At 44.9% G+C, this 18,643-nt stretch carries 13 protein-coding genes, 1 tRNA gene and 2 pseudogenes; 6 read left to right on the top strand and 10 right to left on the bottom strand.

All coding sequences use genetic code 11. The annotated features are described in order from the left end of the window. Positions 1–72: 72 nt before the first annotated feature. A complete protein-coding gene (locus ACYVFD_RS14905; RefSeq protein WP_461090971.1) occupies positions 73–333 on the bottom strand; it encodes a hypothetical protein in 261 nt (86 codons plus the stop codon). 462 nt (positions 334–795) lie between these two features. Between ACYVFD_RS14905 and ACYVFD_RS14900 the strand changes: the two genes are divergently transcribed. After that, on the top strand, positions 796–2,268 hold the full coding sequence (locus tag ACYVFD_RS14900) for a hypothetical protein (RefSeq protein ID WP_461090970.1): 1,473 nt from the start codon (positions 796–798) through the stop codon (positions 2,266–2,268). Between the two features lie 153 nt (positions 2,269–2,421). On the opposite strand, the gene ACYVFD_RS14895 is transcribed toward ACYVFD_RS14900, so the two are convergent. Then, positions 2,422–4,959: an FG-GAP repeat domain-containing protein gene (locus ACYVFD_RS14895; protein ID WP_461090969.1), complete on the bottom strand. Its 2,538-nt coding sequence runs from the start codon at positions 4,957–4,959 to the stop codon at positions 2,422–2,424. 1,041 nt (positions 4,960–6,000) lie between these two features. On the opposite strand from ACYVFD_RS14895, the gene ACYVFD_RS14890 reads away from it, so the two are divergent. Both ACYVFD_RS14890 and ACYVFD_RS14885 read left to right on the top strand, forming a co-directional pair. After that, positions 6,001–7,641 (top strand): autotransporter outer membrane beta-barrel domain-containing protein, encoded by a 1,641-nt coding sequence (locus ACYVFD_RS14890; RefSeq protein ID WP_461090968.1) that lies wholly within the window; start codon positions 6,001–6,003, stop codon positions 7,639–7,641. A 196-nt stretch (positions 7,642–7,837) separates the two neighbouring features. Continuing rightward, positions 7,838–8,917: an acyltransferase family protein gene (locus ACYVFD_RS14885; protein WP_461090967.1), complete on the top strand. Its 1,080-nt coding sequence runs from the start codon at positions 7,838–7,840 to the stop codon at positions 8,915–8,917. A gap of 168 nt (positions 8,918–9,085) precedes the next feature. Here ACYVFD_RS14885 and ACYVFD_RS14880 read toward each other — a convergent pair whose 3' ends face one another. Further along, positions 9,086–10,483 (bottom strand): FG-GAP repeat protein, encoded by a 1,398-nt coding sequence (locus tag ACYVFD_RS14880; RefSeq protein ID WP_461090966.1) that lies wholly within the window; start codon positions 10,481–10,483, stop codon positions 9,086–9,088. Between the two features lie 337 nt (positions 10,484–10,820). Between ACYVFD_RS14880 and ACYVFD_RS14875 the strand changes: the two genes are divergently transcribed. The 3 genes from ACYVFD_RS14875 to ACYVFD_RS14865 all read left to right on the top strand — a co-directional run bounded on the left by ACYVFD_RS14875 (position 10,821) and on the right by ACYVFD_RS14865 (position 13,138). Further along, positions 10,821–11,063, top strand: a complete 243-nt coding sequence (locus tag ACYVFD_RS14875) for a DinB/UmuC family translesion DNA polymerase (protein WP_461090965.1) — start codon at positions 10,821–10,823, stop codon at positions 11,061–11,063. Further along, positions 11,036–11,335, top strand: a complete 300-nt coding sequence (locus tag ACYVFD_RS14870) for a DUF4113 domain-containing protein (protein ID WP_461091345.1) — start codon at positions 11,036–11,038, stop codon at positions 11,333–11,335. The genes ACYVFD_RS14875 and ACYVFD_RS14870 overlap by 28 nt, the downstream gene beginning before the upstream one ends. A gap of 231 nt (positions 11,336–11,566) precedes the next feature. Continuing rightward, the gene (locus ACYVFD_RS14865; RefSeq protein WP_461090964.1) at positions 11,567–13,138 is read left to right on the top strand and encodes a T9SS type A sorting domain-containing protein; all 1,572 of its coding nucleotides are present in this window, start codon (positions 11,567–11,569) and stop codon (positions 13,136–13,138) included. Between the two features lie 29 nt (positions 13,139–13,167). Here the strand turns inward: ACYVFD_RS14865 and ACYVFD_RS14860 are convergent. The 7 genes and pseudogenes from ACYVFD_RS14860 to ACYVFD_RS14830 all read right to left on the bottom strand — a co-directional run bounded on the left by ACYVFD_RS14860 (position 13,168) and on the right by ACYVFD_RS14830 (position 18,567). Continuing rightward, positions 13,168–14,405, bottom strand: a pseudogene (locus ACYVFD_RS14860) (IS256 family transposase). 98 nt (positions 14,406–14,503) lie between these two features. Next, positions 14,504–15,355 (bottom strand): DNA/RNA non-specific endonuclease, encoded by an 852-nt coding sequence (locus ACYVFD_RS14855; protein ID WP_461090963.1) that lies wholly within the window; start codon positions 15,353–15,355, stop codon positions 14,504–14,506. A 51-nt stretch (positions 15,356–15,406) separates the two neighbouring features. Next, a pseudogene (locus tag ACYVFD_RS14850) lies at positions 15,407–16,218 on the bottom strand (ISAon1 family transposase). A 142-nt stretch (positions 16,219–16,360) separates the two neighbouring features. Further along, complete coding sequence (locus ACYVFD_RS14845) at positions 16,361–16,732, bottom strand: ISAon1 family transposase N-terminal region protein (protein ID WP_461090962.1); 372 nt, start codon at positions 16,730–16,732, stop codon at positions 16,361–16,363. 152 nt (positions 16,733–16,884) lie between these two features. Next, positions 16,885–16,958 (bottom strand) — tRNA-Arg (locus ACYVFD_RS14840). Between the two features lie 53 nt (positions 16,959–17,011). Then, positions 17,012–17,809 carry an enoyl-CoA hydratase/isomerase family protein gene (locus ACYVFD_RS14835; protein WP_461090961.1) on the bottom strand — a complete coding sequence of 266 codons (798 nt, stop codon included), beginning with the start codon at positions 17,807–17,809 and terminating at the stop codon, positions 17,012–17,014. 119 nt (positions 17,810–17,928) lie between these two features. Beyond that, entirely contained in the window at positions 17,929–18,567 is a 639-nt protein-coding gene (locus tag ACYVFD_RS14830; protein WP_461090960.1) for a hypothetical protein, read from the bottom strand. Positions 18,568–18,643: the final 76 nt, after the last annotated feature.

Genomic DNA, 18,643 nt, shown 5'->3' with positions numbered 1-18,643 from the left:
TGGATTGGTTTCCTTTCAGTCAAAGACCCTGGCCAAACGTCGGGGTTCTTTGGCTTTGAATACCTAATAAAACTATTTCTTCATTCGTCGATTAACCTTACCCGAATCTAGCCAGTCATCAATAATGCCTTTTATATACCAACGATCTTTGCCGATCTTAATAGAATCAAGTCCCAGCGTGCGATAGTATCGAAGTGTTTCAGCGTCCCGTTGCAGATACTCCTGCGTTTGTTGTTCGGTTAACAACTTCCCCCGGTCTGCCTCAATCCGTAATTGCTTTTCCCGCTCTTCCGCTTTTTGAAGTTGCTTGGTTGCTTCACTTAGTGTAGTCAAGAGATGATCTAGAAGGTTACCTTCAATAATGTAATTCATGAGATAGATTGATTAGCGTTTTACTCAATTTACTGGCTGATGCAAACTTTTTTCTAAATCAAAAAACGCTAAGAAGCATACCGGCAAAACCGGCATAATAGCTTTTGCCGGTTTTGCCGGCTCATTATTCTAGGCTTTTGTTAAAATCTCCATCCGACAGATTGCCTTTTCGGCTGAGCATTACAACCATGTCAGACGGTAGAATTAAGGCTGTAATACAGTATATGAATCTAAAACGATGGCTCTGGAAAGGGCTGGCGTTTCTTGTTTGTAGAGCCCAGCCCTGGACAAAGAATTTAGATTAGGCCTTAGAGATACTGTAGTTGCTGGTTGATTTAATCGCTCGAAAATCAGATAGAAAGTGAAAACCGATTACTTTTAACAAGCATCTAACATTCACATTTGTTAATCTTTTCTTTGTCAATGAAAGCATTGTTCTATCTACCGTTGCTGCTTGCGAGTCATCGTTTGTTGGCTCAAACTAACTATATAGCCAATACGCCTAACGCCACCACACCAGGGCTTTACAATACGTTCGTTGGCAATGCCGCTGGAACCAATAATGAAGCGGGAAGCTCAAACGTATTTGTTGGTTATTTATCAGGAGAAAATAATAGAACGGGATCGCTAAACACATTACTGGGCTTTAGAGCAGGCAGTAAAAATACTGATGGCAGTAATAATGTCATCATTGGTGATTCAGCAGGCTTTAGTTATAGGATGTCAGATGATGTATTTGTGGGCTCTAAAGCAGGCTATTCCAACACAATTGGTACGTTCAACACATTCATTGGCCACAATGCAGGCCTGAGTAATACCATAGGTCGATTTAATCTTTTTCTGGGTTATCGAACCGGTCGCGACAATCAATGGGGGGAATTAAATAGTTTTCTGGGAACTAGCGCAGGAGAACATAATACGGAAGGACATTACAATACATTTTTAGGGGCCTATGCCGGTTTTGACAATTTAACAGCTGACAGCAATGTATTTCTAGGGTGTTACGCTGGCCGTTCAAACGTAGGCGGCAATTCCAACACGTTTGTGGGTACTGGTGCTGGTTATGCAAATAACTTTGGGTATTCTAACACATTCATAGGCTTTTATGCTGGGGCTGGTAATACGAACTCTTATAACAACACTTTTATCGGCGGTAGGGCAGGCGAACTGAACACGACCGGTTATCAAAATACTTTCCTGGGCTTTATGGCAGGCTCAAAAAATACAACTGGCAGCAACAACATCATCATTGGGCCAAAATCAGGTACAGCCATTATTACCAGCGATGACAATGTATTAATGGGCTACAACAGCCAAGCTGAAGATGGTTTACAAAATGCCATAGCTTTAGGAGCTAATAGCCGGGTATCCGCTAGTAATGCGCTCATTCTGGGTCATCAGGTCAATGTAGGCATTGGCACCTCAGCGCCAGCAAGCAAGCTGGAGATCGTTGCCGATGAAACCGACCAGAGCGGCCTACGCCTATCTAGCCTAACCAATATGAGTCGAACCACGCACGTTACCGACCAGTTTCTAACCGTCAATGAGCAGGGCGATGTAGTCAAAGCCCGTTATCAACTCCGCATCAATACTCCCAACGAGTGGAGCGACAACGTATTTAGTCCGACTTACCAACTCCGCTCCCTATCCTCAGTGGCCGCTTATATCGACCAGCATCGGCATTTACCCAATGTTCCCTCAGCCGAACAGGTAGCCAAAGATGGTATTGATCTGGTCAAGATAAATGCAATCCTGCTTGAAAAAGTGGAGGAGTTGACACTATATAGCATTCAACAGGATAAGACGATTCAAGCACAGCAACTGGAGCTACAGACTGTCAAGCAAGAACAGGCTGAATTAAAACGGTTGCTTAACCAGCTCTTGAAACAGAAGTAACCGTTTAGGAAGTGTAGAAAGTGTAGGCCTAAAAACATTCTTTTTTCGCTTGTGACTTCTGCCCTTATCTCTAGCACTACCCCATACATATACAGCCCAGCTACTCAAGTTAAACTACATACGTATAGGCTTTTATTTAGCCAGACTCATGAATTACAATCCCATTATGATGCGGGCGTAGATATTATTGAGTCGATTCACATCATACCCATTAGTCGCATCATCAGCCACATTCACCGTAATGTTGGAGACACTGCCCGAATTAGCGGTAGTACGGGTGGCAGTGAAGCCTACCACTGAGGAGGCTCCGGCTGGGATGGACTGACCAGCCATCATTACCAGTGAGAGTTGCTGAGAACCGACCAAATTACTAATCTGCCAGAATCCGTTGCTCACTGAAGGGCTACGACTCTCCGTGAGGTAGATACTCGTCAACGACTGATCGAAGGAGACCGAATAGCCCACAGGCACTGTAAGGGTGATGGTCACTGAGCCAGGTGTAGTTGGTATCCGACCCGTCTCATACAGATTGACCACAAAATTGAGGCTGCCATTGGCCGGGAATTTGCCATCGGGCATGTCGATGGTAGGACTCAGATCTGGTCCTGGCGATAGCGTTAAGATAGCCACAGCCGTAGCTGAACAGCTGTTGGTGGCGATCCCTGTCAGTGAGTAGGTACCAGCCATACTGACCGAAATGGCCGCTGTGGTTTCCCCGCCTGCCCACCGGAAGGAATCTGCTCCAGAGGCTGTAAAGGTGGCCTGGGTACCCGTCAGGATTGTGAAGCTTGGACTGGGGGTGATGGTCAGCGAAGGGGATGCATTCACCGTGATACTAATGGTGGAAGTGCTGGTTGGCAGCGCGTTAACGTTCGGAGCTACTTGGCCTACCGTCACCGTGAGCGTATAAACACCGGCTGAAACCGCCGTTGCTGAAACCATATCTGTATTGGTGGGGGATACAGTTACGCCTTTTGGCACCTGCCAGTTGTAGCTGAGAGGTGGTTGTCCCCCTGAAGCGACCACCGTCAGGCTGGTCATGCTCCCTTGGCAGAGGACCAGGGAGCTGGCCAAGAACTGTAGACTGGGAGGTGCCGTGACGGTGAGTACGACCGAAGCGGTAGCTGAACAAACGCTGGAGATAGCGGTCACCGAATAGGTTCCAGCTGTGCTGGCTGAAATAGCGGCTGTGGTTTGGCCGGTTGACCAACTATAGGTGTTATTAGGTGATTCAGATGCGGTCAGGGTGGCGGTTTGTCCTTGGCTAATGCTCAGGCTCGGGCTAGCAGCAATACTGAGGGATTGGCAAAGGCTATTGGTATAAATCTCAGAAACACGGGTATTAGAACTGGTTGCTCCAGTAAGGAGAAAATCGAGATCACTATCCTTGTCAATATCAGCAAAAGCAACCGAACCAGTACCCACCCATGTAAAAGTATATCCGGTTCCGATTCGTTTGACGAATTTGCCGGTCCCATCATTGTTGTATAACTCTGAAATTGCAATACCACCACTGTTCTGTCCTGTGATGAGCAGATCAGGAGCGCCATCTTTGTCAATATCAGCAAAAGCAACGGAACCATATCCAACTCCCGTAAAGATGTATCCGGCTTCTGTTCGTTTGGTGAACTTGCCCGTTCCATCGTTGGTGTATAATTCAGAAATAGGAGTACTAAAATTAAAATAACCCGTAATGAGCAAATCAAGATCACTATCCTTGTCAATATCAGCAAAGGCGACGGAACTATACCCAGCTCCCGTAAAGGGAGAGTCGGGTCCGGTTTGTTTAGTGAATTTGCCGGTTCCATCGTTGGTATATAGCTCGGTAGTAGCGCTATAAGGACTAAAAATTCTCAGTCCCGAGATGAGCAAATCGAGATCCCCATCTTTGTCGATATCGGCAAAGGCAACGGAACTATTATAAATCCCGGTGAAGGTATATCCCTCTCCAGTCTGTTTGGTGAATTTACCCGTCCCATCGTTGGTGTATAACTCGGTAGTACAATCATTACCGGAGGAAGTAGTGTTTCCTGATATAAGCAGATCGGGATCATCGTCTTTGTCGACATCGGCGAAGGCAACGGAACTATACCTAACTGCAGTAAAGGTATATCCAGAGCCAGATTGTTTGACGAATTTGCCGGTGCCATCATTGGTGTATAACTCCGAAGTTGGAGCATCATTCAACATGGCTCCTGCGAGAAACAGATCGAGATCTCCATCTTTGTCAATATCAGCAAAAGCGGTGGCAGCACTCCTAACCCCCGTAAAGGGATTACCGGTTCCGGCTTTTAAGTTGAATTTGCCCGTTCCATCGTTAGTGTATAATTCAGAAATAGGGTTATCGCTATTGTTAAGCCCTGTGATGAACAGATCAAGATCCCCATCCTTATCGATATCGGCAAAGGTGACGAAACTCATACGTACCCCCGAAATAGTATTGCCGGTGCCAGTTTGTTTAGTGAAGGATTGGGCTTGGACTACTGAAAGGCTCAGGAAAGCGATACAGAAGCCAAGGCCGAGTGCGGTTAACGCGGACTGAATCCATAGCCGAAATGGCCCATTCGTACCATTGTGTTCGGATTGTCCAAAAAGGGGAGCTGGCTTACCAGGTAAGAATTGTTTAGAGAAGGATAGCCGACTAAACTGGCAATGAATGTAGTGTGGCAAATAATAACTAGAATTGATCATACAGATGAGGATGAGAAATGATTAGGTATTGGGCTTGTTATTGCCTCTCCAAATAACGGCAATGATTTTTTATTGGATTTTGCTCAATCGAACAACCACACATATTTGGCCTTTTCTTGCCTAACTTCCCAGACTTAGTATATATAAATGTATTAAAAGATAATTGTAAGTATTATTTACTATACTTCACAGAGTGCCTTAATGCCGAAAAAGTGAGGCTATCCTATGCCGAAACTATACGGTAAATACTTAATATTGAGTACTATACTAACAGTCGCTAACAGTCGCTATCAGCCGCTTTAATTCCATCCTACTCTATCGTATTTCGGATACTTTACGTTGCTCCCAAAAGCTGGGTAATGTAAGGTATATTTCTTAGGTCATCGCAAAATACCGGGCGTTCGGCCCTCAATAGAGACAATCCCTGCTTCGATCTGACCTATTGGAAAAGTAGACCAAGGGTTCGGCCCAAAGTAGCACGTTCGTCACCGATCAGAAAAACACTTTTAGCAAAAAGACCTGAATAGTATTAAACGCGAGAACCAACTGGCCGAAAAGCTTCGCCGATAGACCTCGTTGGTAATCGCGTTAACTTGTTAATACTCTACTGTTATCCTTCAAAAGGATACAAATCGACCATCGATTCAAACCATCGGTTCTAAATTGGGCTCAATAGCCTTTACGACGGCTAGGCAGCCATCGGCTTTGTATTCTCATCTCCTGAATCCGCATAGGGAATGATAGATTCAATTCAAATTTGAAAAAGACTGTATTCATGCTGTGACAGCAACCTGCTAATGTATATGCCTTTGCTAATGTGTATTACAACCCAGTCAGACGGTTAAAAGAAGGCTGGAACAGGCAACTTAAATCAAAAACATTGTCTCTGGTTAAGATGGCGTTTTTAGTTGGGCATGGTATGATTTGTGCTACATTAGTAGATAATCTCATAAACCAAATTGACCCGTTTCTGTACCATGAAGAAAATCTTCTATCTGCTCTTCTTGCTATTTAGTTGCCCACTACTGGCCCAAACTAACTATGTTGCCACAACTCCTCTCTGCTTCCCCAGGCTCATATAATACCCTGGTTGGCCCAATCGTTGGCAATTCTTCCATGACAGGTGGATATAATTCATTTTTCGGATATGGTGCTGGCTTCTCCAATACCACTGGCTCCTATAATACTTTTATGGGTAATTATGCAGGAGTTATCAATACGGAGGGATCGTTGAATACCTTTGTAGGTACCAATTCGGGGTATGCCAACTCAACAGGAACTACCAATGTCTTTGTGGGTTCAGATGCAGGTAGTTATAATACATCAGGGTCTAATAATGTCTTTGTAGGTGCCAGTACGGGAGTTCGAAATACGACAGGAAGAAATAATGCTTTTGTCGGTTATAGATCAGGTAATAACAACTCGACAGGCTACAATAACGCCTTTTTTGGCAAAAATGCAGGTTCCTATAACTCAACGGGAAGTTATAATGTCTTTTTGGGCTCTGATGCGGGCCAAGGTAACTTAACCGGGAACAACAATGCCTTTATTGGCTTAGCAGCAGGTTTTAGTAACACAGAGGGGACCAATAATGTCTTTGTGGGAAGCCGAGCGGGCTTTAACAGCACGATAGGCGTACAAAATACTTTTGTTGGCACTGGAGCAGGGGGTAATAACATAACGGGAAGCAATAATGTCTTTGTGGGTTCGGCCGCAGGGTCGGCAAGTACAACAGGAGCAAACAATACATTTATTGGCTTTATGTCAGGAGAACTAAGTCTAACGGGATTAAATAATGTGTATGTTGGCTACCAAGCTGGCTTTTTTAGCTCGTCAGGAGGAACTAATGCGTTTCTAGGCTACATGGCAGGCTATCGTAATACGATTGGCCACTCGAATTTACTACTGGGTGCTTCAGCAGGGTTTCATAATCAAGAAGGCAACAATAATGTCATGCTTGGCGATTCGGCGGGTTATCATAATACTATATCCGGCAATGTGATGATTGGCTCTAAAGCAGGTTATACCAATCAGACAGGCAAACAAAATACGTTTATAGGGTATCAGGCAGGCTATAATAATGATACAGGCAGTAATAACATCATCATCGGACCTAATTCAGGTACGGCCATCACGGATGGTAATGATAACGTACTAATTGGCTACAACAGCCAGGCTGACGAGGGTATCTTCAACGGGATCGCCATTGGCTCCAATAGCCGGGTAACCGCCAGTAATTCGCTCATCTTGGGTCATCAGGTAAACGTGGGCATCGGTACCTCTGCTCCCACAGATCGTCTGGAAGTGGTCAGTTCAACATCCAACAAAAGCGGCCTTACCTTAACGAGCCTAACCGATAAGAGTCCCGCAATCCGCACCATGGATCAATTTCTAACTGTCAGCGAAACAGGAGAAGTCGTTAAAGCGCGCTACCAGCTCCGTATCAACAGCCCCAGTGAGTGGAGCGATAAAGTATTTAGTCCATCCTACCATTTACACTCGTTATCTTCAATAGCGTCTTATATCAACCAACATCGCCATTTACCCGGCATCCCTTCGGCTGAGCAGGTAGCAAAAGAAGGCGTTGACCTGGTGAAGATGAATGCTACTCTGCTGGAAAAGGTGGAAGAGTTGACGCTGTACAGCATTCAGTTGGAAAAACCAATCAGGATCAACAAATGAAACTACAGGCACTGGAACAAAAACAGGCTGAACTCGAACGCTTACTTAATCGGGTCTTGAAACAGAAGTAAGCGTTCAAAGTCAAAGCCGAGATTGACTCGCTGTATTTTTTAGTTTGCACCCTACATCGATTGGCCTATAAAAAGTGGGTATACGGTTGCGCTTATGCACTTTTAACGGACTATATGCAGTTTTCATGAGGCCTCAACCTGAACGTTTATATTATCTGGATGCGATGCGGGGAATTGCGTCAATAATTGTAGCCTGCTTTTTTCATTATCAACATTTTAAAGTATTTGCCGACAGTAGCATACCGCCATTTTATCAGTTTTCTCTCTTTAAATTATTTTATGAAAAAGCCGATGTGATGGTTGATTTATTCTTTGTTCTATCAGGCCTTATCTTTTCGTATACTTATCAGGAATCTGTTAAAACAAGATTGGTTAATACCAAAGAATTTTTCGGTAAACGACTAACGAGATTATACCCCACCCATCTACTGACACTTTTGGCAACAACAGTAATCATTACGGCTTATTATTATCGCTATTCTACATATCCCATCTATCAAAATAACAGCTTATTTGCGTTTATTCTAAATCTTTTCTTCATTCAACATGGCTTATTTGATACAGGGTATTCTTTTAATGGACCAGCCTGGTCATTGTCGATTGAAATGATGATGTATGTACTCTTCTTTGTTCAGGCTCGTTATTTCAAGACTACTGCCTCCTCAGTAGCATTAATCATTGTTGGTCTTATTTTCTTTTTTTCACCTGTCCATCTGCGTTTTCTGATGAACATGGATGTAGCTAGAGGGTTAATAGGATTCTTTAGTGGTCGGTTGATTTATCAACTGATTCGTAATAAATCAGTAGTCGACCATGCTTCTTTTTTAACCATAGCTATTTTATTACTGGCAGGCTTTTGTTTTTATATACTTAAACTACTACCGGTTATTCCTTTGAATATTAAGTTGGTTGTTTTGTTAGTGGGTATTATACCATTTATACATTATAACAAAATAATAAATCGACTTCTTACAGCTCGTTGGCTCATTGTATTAGGTGACATATCCCTTTCCGTTTATTTAATTCATGTTCCTATTCAAATGATTATTTTATTTGTACAAAAGTGGCTTAACAAACCTATTCATTATAGTGCACTATCGTTTTTATCATTCTACATTTTATTAGTTGTTACGCTAGGCTATTTCCTTCATTATTACGTTGAGAAACCAATGCAAGTTTTTTTAAGAAAAAAGCTTTATAGTTAAAATCTCTAGTTGCCACTTTTAAGGTTCAGGACACAGCAAATTATTATTGCCCGAGAGAATGGAGTAAGCTGTAATTAAACATTTTGTGTACTCCATTAGATACATCTAATTAAATTGTCTGCTGATCGGATACAACACAGTAGTTATAGATATGAAAAGAGCTGTTCTTTAGTAGTCTAACAGGCCAAATGCAGCTCTTCCTTTTAAACTGTCGTAGGCAGGAGCACCAATAACAAATCGGCCGTTGGAAATACTTACGCTGTAGCCAAATAAGATGTTTTCGGTAGTCGCAATTCTACGAATGCCTGTCCAGGTAGTTCCATTGCGTCGAAATAATGTAACAGCTCCTCCTTCCCCTCCAACAAGTGCATAATCAGCTGAGGCTACCAGCGAGACACTTTGGCCAAAATGATTAAATGACGATCCGTCTGTTACTATTGCCTGTTGAGTCCAACTAGTACCCGACCGGACATAAATGTAGGCTGTATTCTTAAGTCTGGCTCCGATAAGAGCATAATCGCCGGAGGAAGAAAGTGAGACACTATACCCAAATTGATTACCAGCAGTACCATCACTGGCAATTAGTTTTGCTTGCTGGGTCCAACTGTTACCCGACCGAATGAATACATAAGTTGAGCCACGGTTGGACTGGCCTCCAATATTATCCAGATAAGCGCCGACAAGCGCATAGTCTCCCATTGAGGAGAGGGATACACTAAAGCCGAAATCAGAATCAGGCCTCTGATCATCAGCGTTAAGTTTGGCTTGTTGAGCCCAACTGCTACCTGACCGCACAAAGATGTAGGCCGCTCCAGGTTGAGTGACCCCAAAGCCATCATTTAAAGCTGCTCCAACAAGTGCATAATCTCCTGATGAGGAAAGGGCAACACTCCGGCCAAAATTGTCATTGGCTATTCCATCACTAGCCGTTAGCTTGGTCTGCTGAATCCAACTATCACCTGAGCGTACAAATACATAAGCTGAGCCTTGTTCAGAATTACCACCAACATCATCCCCATAGGCTCCTACAATAGCATAATCACCAGCGATAAAAACGCTTCGACCGAAATAGTCGTTTGCCTCTCCATCACTAGCAGTCAACTTGGCTTGTTGCACCCAACCATTTTCATTCCTGGTAAATATATAAGCAGCTCCTTGATCTGGATTGCTTCCAATATCCGCAGCAAAGGCTCCAACAATTGCATAGTCACCTGATATAGATGAACTAAACCCAAACCAGTCTCCAGCCATTCCATCGTTAGCAGTACGAGAAACAGGGCTCAAGCTACTCTGTGGTTGAGCTCCTAGGGCTGCCCAATTCTGCCCATCAAAAAAGTAAAACGAGCCTTGATCAATATCATAGACAAACGCTCCGGGCTGGGGGTTAACAATCGCTTTGCGCTGAGCGGTTGACATACGGGGTGGATAAAATGCTTTATCAGTAGCTTTGACATCTAATGCTGCCGAGGGGTGAGGTGCTCCGCTAAGGCCAAACTGCGCGTAAGCGTGATATGGCAGGAATAGGTTATAAGTCACTAATAAAATGAGCGATATAGCTTTCATCATAGTTAGTAGTTTATTATTCGAATACGTTTCGATGAAAATCGAATAAAAAATAACACAAACCTGATTAACATATTGATATATAAACTTATAATTTATTAAGCGTTGTACTTCTCAAACCAAACAGGCAAATCAGCTTGGAAAATTGAAAATACGATGCTATTTAACTATGTAGGCTAGCTTCGGAAGCTTTCACCCCGTCTGGATTGTTCAACACAATTCTCTCATCTCTGGTTGACGCCAGCAATAGTTTAATACTAGGTAACTAGGCTAAGGTTGGTATCGGCACTTCAGCCCCTCCGCCCGGAAGTCGATTTGTACGGAACCCGGGCTTGGCAAGGTGACACCCAGCTTTGAGCAGATTCAGGGTGCGCTCACGTTTCATCTGTCGAGAATCTGTGAAAAGCTCCGTAAGCAAAACTCACTGGCTGGCTGCCTGACCGTTTACCTTCGCACCGACCCCCACCGCAAAACACCAGGGGACGGTTACCCAGTAAGCAGTTTAGTAACTCCCGAACGGTACGACTACCTCATCCGACTAGTTCGACCGCTGAACTGCTACAGTATGCTTCGGCTGCGCTGAAAGAAATCTTTGCCTTTGGCTACCATCTGCGGGTAGGGATTATGCTGACTGATCTGGTCCCAGCGGATTGCTGGCAGCCGGGACTATTTGTCGAAGGGCCAAATGAAAAGGCGTTGAAGCTGGCTAAGGTGGTCGATAAACTAAACTACCGCTATGGAAAGGATACGCTGAGGCTGGCTTCTCAGATGCGTGATCCTGAATGGCCGATGAAGCCAAAGTACTTATCGCCTTGCTATACTACTCGATGGCAGGACATTTTAGTCGTCAAATAAAACCAGGTATACACAATGAATCGGAATGAACGTGCCCAAGTATGGTCAAGAAAAGATGAGTTAGTTAGGGCCCTTAGCCAGCTACCGGCTGAGGATAAACGTTCACGGGAACATATTCAGCAGCAGATTGAAACCTGCAATCAGGCGCTGGTGCAAGATAAGTTTGAGGTTATATCCTAGAATATTACCATCATATCTTACCATATGATAAATTTCCTACTTTAATAAAAGTTGCCTAAAAAATATGATTCTAATTTAGACTATTCATCTCAGCGTACTCAAACTTCTTTTCATTTTATGATTAAATTATTTACCCCATTACATATAATCATTGCCTATAGGCAAGTCTGTTGGCGTTTATTCTTCCTTTTTCTACTTAAATTTTGCTCATTCACATCCAGCCGAGCACAGTGGATAGCCGCTAATTCAGGGACAACACAAACACTTTATAGTGTAATCTATAACGGTGGCACTTTATGGGCAACTGTGGGAGGAAATGGTACGATTCTTACTTCTCCAAATGGTATTACCTGGACAGCCAGGACATCGGGTATAACAAAAGATTTAAGAGGGATAAGCATACTTCAAAACTACCTGATAGCAGTTGGTGGTGATCAAGCTCCATTACCAGAGACAAGTAACATTTTAACGTCCCCTATTTTAGACGGGACTACCTGGACGGCTCGAACGTCACCGACTACTCATACTTTACTGGGGACAAGTTATGTTTTCGGAATACAGGTCGGTACTGGTACTTCTGGGGCAATTATCACTTCATCTGATGGCATAACCTGGACAGACCACTCATTTAATAGTGGTGGATCAACCCGTTATTACAGTGGAACGGGGGGCATTATACCTGTAGTCGTCGGTTCTAATGGGACTATACTTACCACTCCATTAACGTTTAATTGGACAGTTGAAAATTCTGGGACGACTGAAGACCTTTTTAGTGTTAATTACGGCTATCTTGATCATTTGTATGTAGCAGTTGGAGCAAATGGTACAATTTTAACCTCTCCCAATGGTTCAAACTGGACGGCTCGCACGTCTGGAACAAATCAAAACCTTAATGCTGTATATTTCTGGGATGGATGGATAGCGGTGGGTGATAACGGTACAATTCTAACTTCAACCGATAAGGGAGTTACTTGGAAACCTCAAGTATCAGGGACAACACAACGGCTTTTAAGTGTGTATTATGGGGCAGGAAGATGGATAATTACCGGAGAGTCAGGAACGATTCTTTATAACTCTAACCCGTTGCCAGTTTCTTTAGTAAATTTTCAAGGTGAATCAATCAGCACTTCAGCCAAACTAAGCTGGGCAACGGCCTGGGAGACTAGTTTCAGCCACTTTGTTATTGAGCGAAGTCGTGATGCTAAAAGTTTTGAGTCGATTGGACGAGTGAAAGCTTACGGGACAACCAATCAACAGCAAAAATATGTCTTTACTGACAGTAGTCTAGCTTCAGGGATCTGGTACTATCGACTTAGACAGGTAGACCTTGATGGCACTTTTACCAATTCTCAGACCATTGCTGTCCGTATTAGTAAAGAACCCCTTGAGGGGCTGATCTTATATCCCAACCCTGGCTCAGGTCAATTGACGCTGAAGAATAAAAGCGGTATTCAGGCCGTAAGTATTTATTTACCAGATGGCAAACTGCTTCAGCATCAGGCTTTTGAACAAGCAATCAATCGTTGGCAGTGGGAAAGTAGCAACCATCCGTCGGGGGCCTATTTAATTTATATTCGGACTCCAGATGGGACAATAGAAACAAGGCGTTGGCTTAAACCCTGAGGGAATGTTCAATGAAGTGTGTCATTCCCTCAGATTGTAATGTGCTTTCGGACACGATCGTCAAACAATATTGTCAATTGCTGGAGTGTTACGGCCCAATTTTGCAAAGGTAACTGCCAGCTACTGATGATGCGTTGGGTCGTCACATAAAGCAACTTCAATAAGGCTGTCTCAGACGAGAAAGCCCCTTTCGATTTAGTTACACATCGTATTTGCCGATGGAAGCCTTCAACTGTATTGCCGGGCCGCCGGAGCGGTCGTGTAGACCACCTTACGAATAGCTGCTGGATACTCAAAAAAGCGAGTCAATCGCAACCAATTCCGTTGCCAACTTTCAACAACCAACGGATACTTCTGCCCCCATCGGTCTGTAAAATCAGCCAGCTTTTGTTCCGCCCCAGTCACATTAGCCGACTGATAAATGGGTTTTAAATCAGCCGCCACGGCTTTCTGGTCCTTAGAGACAACATACCGCATGGAGGTGCGTACCTGATGGACCAAGCAAAGCTGCACATCCGCTTTAGGGTAGACTGTTTCGATGGCATCACCAAATCCAGAGAGGTTATCAATCGAGCAGATTAGTAGGTCTTTGACCCCTCTGGCCTGTAAATCAGTCAGGGTGGAGAGCCAGAAACGGGCGCTTTCAGCATCCCCAATGTAGATGCCTAGTAAGTCCTTTCTTTCCTTAAATCAACCGCTAAGATATTGTAGGCGGCTTTACGGATGACTTTACCGTCTTGCCGTACTTTGAAATGCACTGCGTCCAGCCACACAAAGGCATAAACTGGTTCCAGGGGACGAGAACGCCATTGCTCAACTACAGGAAGTATTTTATCCGTGATGGCTGACAACTGGCCGTTGCTAATCTCCAAGCCATATAAATGTGCTCCTGGATGTCTTCATAGGACATGCCCTTGCTGTAGAGGGAAAGAATGCGATTGTCCAAACCTTCGCCTAAGGTCGTTTGACGCTTGCCGATGATCTTAGGTTCAAACGAGCCATCCCGATCACGCGGCATCGCTACCTCGACTGGAGCATGTCCGGTCTTGACCTGCTTGGCCTTGCTGCCGTTACGTCGGTTAGGCCGGTTTTGCTCAACGTGAGCCTGCATCTCACCCGATAGGGCGGCATCTAGTAAATCTTTCAATAATGGAGCCAGCAGACCATCTTTGCCTGTCAGTTCTTTCTCGCCTGCTAGCATCTTAGCGATGGTTTCCTGGCGAAAGGCTTCATAATCAAAGCCGTTTTTATCCCCTTTTATATCCATTTGATTGTCAAGTTAGCAAATCATAACTTGACACACTTTACTGAACACTCTCAACCCTGAAATAAGTGTTTGTTCAAACCAATTAGGGAGTTATATCTCTACCTGGTCAACTTTAGTCTCAATGATTTCTTTACACTCTCCGACTCATTCGATAGCAGATCATACTCCGTTCGCTTCTCGACTTCATCCACACTTACCCGATTAATTCCCCAGGATTGTCCTCTTACCGAATTGGTGTTACCCATCCAAACCGCAATAACTCGCGTCTGAGCGTTAATCCTGTTCAAATCATCCGAGCCTACAGGTAATACGACAATCACCTTCCATAGCGCAGCCGGAACGGTCAGTTTACCACTGGCTATAGTGTTTACCTTGCCATTATCACCTTCACCACCTTTGCCATAGGTTCCAGCAATGATGTATAGCTCGTTTCCCTGAGAAACCAGATTCCGGCAGTATTCTTCCAGCCGTAGCCATGCTTGCCGATTAAGCTGCGGAGCCTGGGGGACAATATTGGTCAGAATAAATGTAGTCCTATTTTCTTCCGCTGTACTATCCCGGTCATCCGACGAGCAGAGGTGGCCACGGTCGAAACCTGTATTGGTGTAATCGCTATGCTTTGCCTGAAAGAAGCTGGTCGGCAAACTCTGGTCAGAAATGAAGTTGCCCGTGTAACGCGAAGCGGAACCTTTCCAAGCTGCTGACAGATGCCAACTACACCAGTTAGCTATACCTGTGGAGTTGTTGTAGGAAAGAGAATAAGTAGAACGGGTAATCAGATAGGCGTTGGGACTGGATTCGGATTCTTTAGCTCCATCGGGGTTACCCATTGCAATATTACCATCACGGGTTGGTGTAGTGTCGTTGGGGACAAGAATGGATGGCTGCTTACACTGGCTCAGCGAAAGAGTTAGTAAAAACAGCAAACTGATGTTGCAAAATGATTTCATAACCCTCGGGAAAAGTTAGGATCAAGGTCAAAAGTTGTGGAGCAACTTAGATTAAGCATATAACTGAGAAAGGCGATAGAGGAAAAATTCTACACTTCGAACTCCTCGAAGTTGAGCCCGAAACGCCTTGATCTTGGCATTGAAGGACTCCGCCGACGCGGTGGTACTGCGGTGGTCAAAATAATTCAGGATCGTTTCATAGTGGTGCTGAATCGAACGAGCCACCGTGTTGAAGGCTTTAAAACCTGCCTGGCGAACCCGCTCATGCCATCTGGCCAACCGGGCTAAGCCGTAGAGTTTGTCAGTGGTGTTCTCAAAGATATAGCTCAGGCCTTGACTCAACTCATAAGCCGTCTTCAAAGTAGGATACCGCTCGAACAGCAATGCAGCCCGCTCTTGCTGACTCTGGGTCCAGTCAGTGGCCTTTTTATAGAGCACATAGCGGCTGCGAGCCAGCAGTTGTTTGAGTGTATCCCCATTAGAAAGCACTTCGGATTGATACTCGATCTGGCTAAGCTTGGCCTGCTCAAGGGCGTCATTCTCGGCTTCCAGAGCTTGCCAGCGATACTGGATGCGCATGTCCTGAACAGCCTCCAGAGCGAGTTGTTGCACATGGAAGCGGTCGGTTACCTGGGTAGCCTTGGGGAAACATTTTTGGCGATCAGCCCCATATTGCCCGCCATGTCCAGGGTGATCTCGGCTACCTTATTGCGCTGTTTCTGTGATAGTTGTTTCAATACCTGAATCACGGTTTGGGCCTTAGTGCCCGCTACAATGGCTACGATACTGCCCTTGCCACCCTTAGCGGCTTTATGGGTCAGGATGGTATAGAGTTCGCCCTGCGATAAGCTGGTTTCATCCAAGGAGAGATGCCTACCTAGATTTTGAGGAAAAAACAACCACTGCTTGGCATGAGATCGTTGGGACCAATTCTGAAAATCGCTTAAGTGAGTCCGGTATTGTCGGGCTAGTTGGTTGCCATCTACCCCATACAAACGGCCAAGGCTACTGGTATTGTGAGGGAAGGAATCCGTCAATCTGGTTTAAAAAAAGCGCGAACTCGGTTGTCATTCGCGTGCCCTGTGCCACTTGATTCCAGTCCCGTTGTTCTATTTTACCGGTTTTCGTATTGAGCCAGCGACGGCGCTTGATATGCAAGAAAACTCGGTTGTCTCGAATAGGGAAATCCTGGATGGTGATTACTGGCAGAAAGCCTTTGGAGAGCAGCTCTGGTTTTACTCTATCGGCATCTTCATAGTTCTTTTCTTCCAGATACAGAGGCAGTAGCTCTGGGGCCTTCTCGACATGGGTCAATTGATAATACGATACGAGGAAATCGGGTAAGAGGTATTCGACTAAGGGCAAGAAACTTTCCAAAACGAACTAGACGTGGGTGAGATCACAAACCTAGAAAAATACAATGTCCTCCACAACTTTTGGCCTTGATCCGAGAAAATGTATTGCAAGTTGTATTGCAACCCAAATAAAAAAGCCACCTAACTTTTATGCTAAGTGGCTGATAATCAATGTGCACTCGTAGGGATTCGAACCCCAAACCTCCTGATCCGTAGTCAGGTGCTCTATCCAATTGAGCTACGAATGCATTTTCCGTTGATTGGGAGTGCAAAAGTAGGAAGAAAAAGTACCCTTGTCAACCTATTTGCCCGAAAAATTTGGTTTTCGCTTCATAAGAAATGCTCCGATTCCTTCCATGGCATCGGCTGATTGGCCTAAAGCGTTCTGATTGTCAGCCTCTTGTTCGAGCTGATGGTCAAGGTCGGAATAGAGCGATTGATTCAATACTTTTTTCATAGTCCCAATGGCGCGGGTCGGAGCAGCCGCATAATAAGACACCACGTCGTTCACCGCATCGTCGAGATTAGCAGTTGGAACGGATCGACTGACCAGGCCCAGTTGAGCGGCTTCAGGACCATATACCCGTCGACCTGTACTGCATAGTTCAAACGCACGCTGAGGGCCAATCAGTCGGGGTAGGAAAAAGGTGGAGCCAGCATCAGGCATCAGGCCGATGTTGATAAATATCTGGCTGAAATACGCTTCGTCCGTGCAGATAAGTACATCGCAGGCCAGCGCTAAGGAACAGCCTGCCCCAGCCGCTACCCCATTAATGCGGCCAATGACGGGTTTGGGAAGGTTACGGATAGCCTGAATCATCGGATGATAGGTGCTTCGCAATGAGTCGCCTAATTGTAGGGAACCACCCGATGAAGCTGCTTGCGAAAAGCCCTCTTTCAAATCAGCACCGGACGAAAAAGCTTTGTCGCCTGCACCGGTTAGTACTACTACGCGGACTTGTTCATCGGCGCCAGCCGCTTCCATAGCAGCCGTAATGTCCTGAATCAGCCCTGGGCTTAGGGCGTTATAGACTTGGGGACGGTTTAGGGTAATTCGGCAGACAGGCCCCGTGATTTCATAAAGCAGATTTTCGTACATACTATGTAAAGGTCATTCAGTGGTCATTTGTTGTCATTAATTGTCATTGGTTTTGACGTCTATGATAACACCTGGTCAATGACGATAAATGACCATAGAATGACGCAAGACTAATGACTTTAAATAAGCCAAAGTACAGTCAGTAAACTTACGCCAAAACCTAATACCAAACCGGCGGTAATTTGCAGAAGCGTATGGGCATTGAGCTTCAGCCGGGCACTCGCGACAAACCCCGTCAGTAGAACCAGTAGGAGCAGAGGGGAAAATAGGTCATTGATGCTAAATTTAAGCATGACACTACCGATAGTCCCTACAACCCCGCCAATACCGACACTGTGGGCACTGATTTGCCAACTCAAACTGATCAACCCTACCAACAGGATGGATATAGCGGTGCTGGCCAATAAAACGCCAATTTCGGGCGCTACCGTCGACACCAGCTCCATCCGAAAGGTAAACAGATACGCCAGGAATAAATAAATGACCGCCGTCAGGAAATAAGGCAGGCGCCGATCTTCCAGGGTGTTGAGCTGTAGACTTTTGACGTAACCGCTGCGGAAGAGGTAATAAATTAATAGGGAAGGCACAGCAAAGGTCCCTACAAAAATCAGGACCAGTAAGCTAAGTCGTAAAGAATTCGAAAACGCATCCATGCCCAATACGCTGGGTACCTGAAACAGCAATACACCGAACAGTAACGTCGGCATCAGCAACGGATGAAAAACGACCGAAAGAAAACGAGCAAGACTGTTGGTCAATGGATAATGAGTAATGGATGATGAATAATGATGCAAAAGTAGGCTATACGCGTCATACACTATTCATTGTCCATTA

It is taken from the genome of Spirosoma gilvum (assembly GCF_054776815.1).
This window is presented reverse-complemented; position numbering and strand designations above follow the sequence as displayed.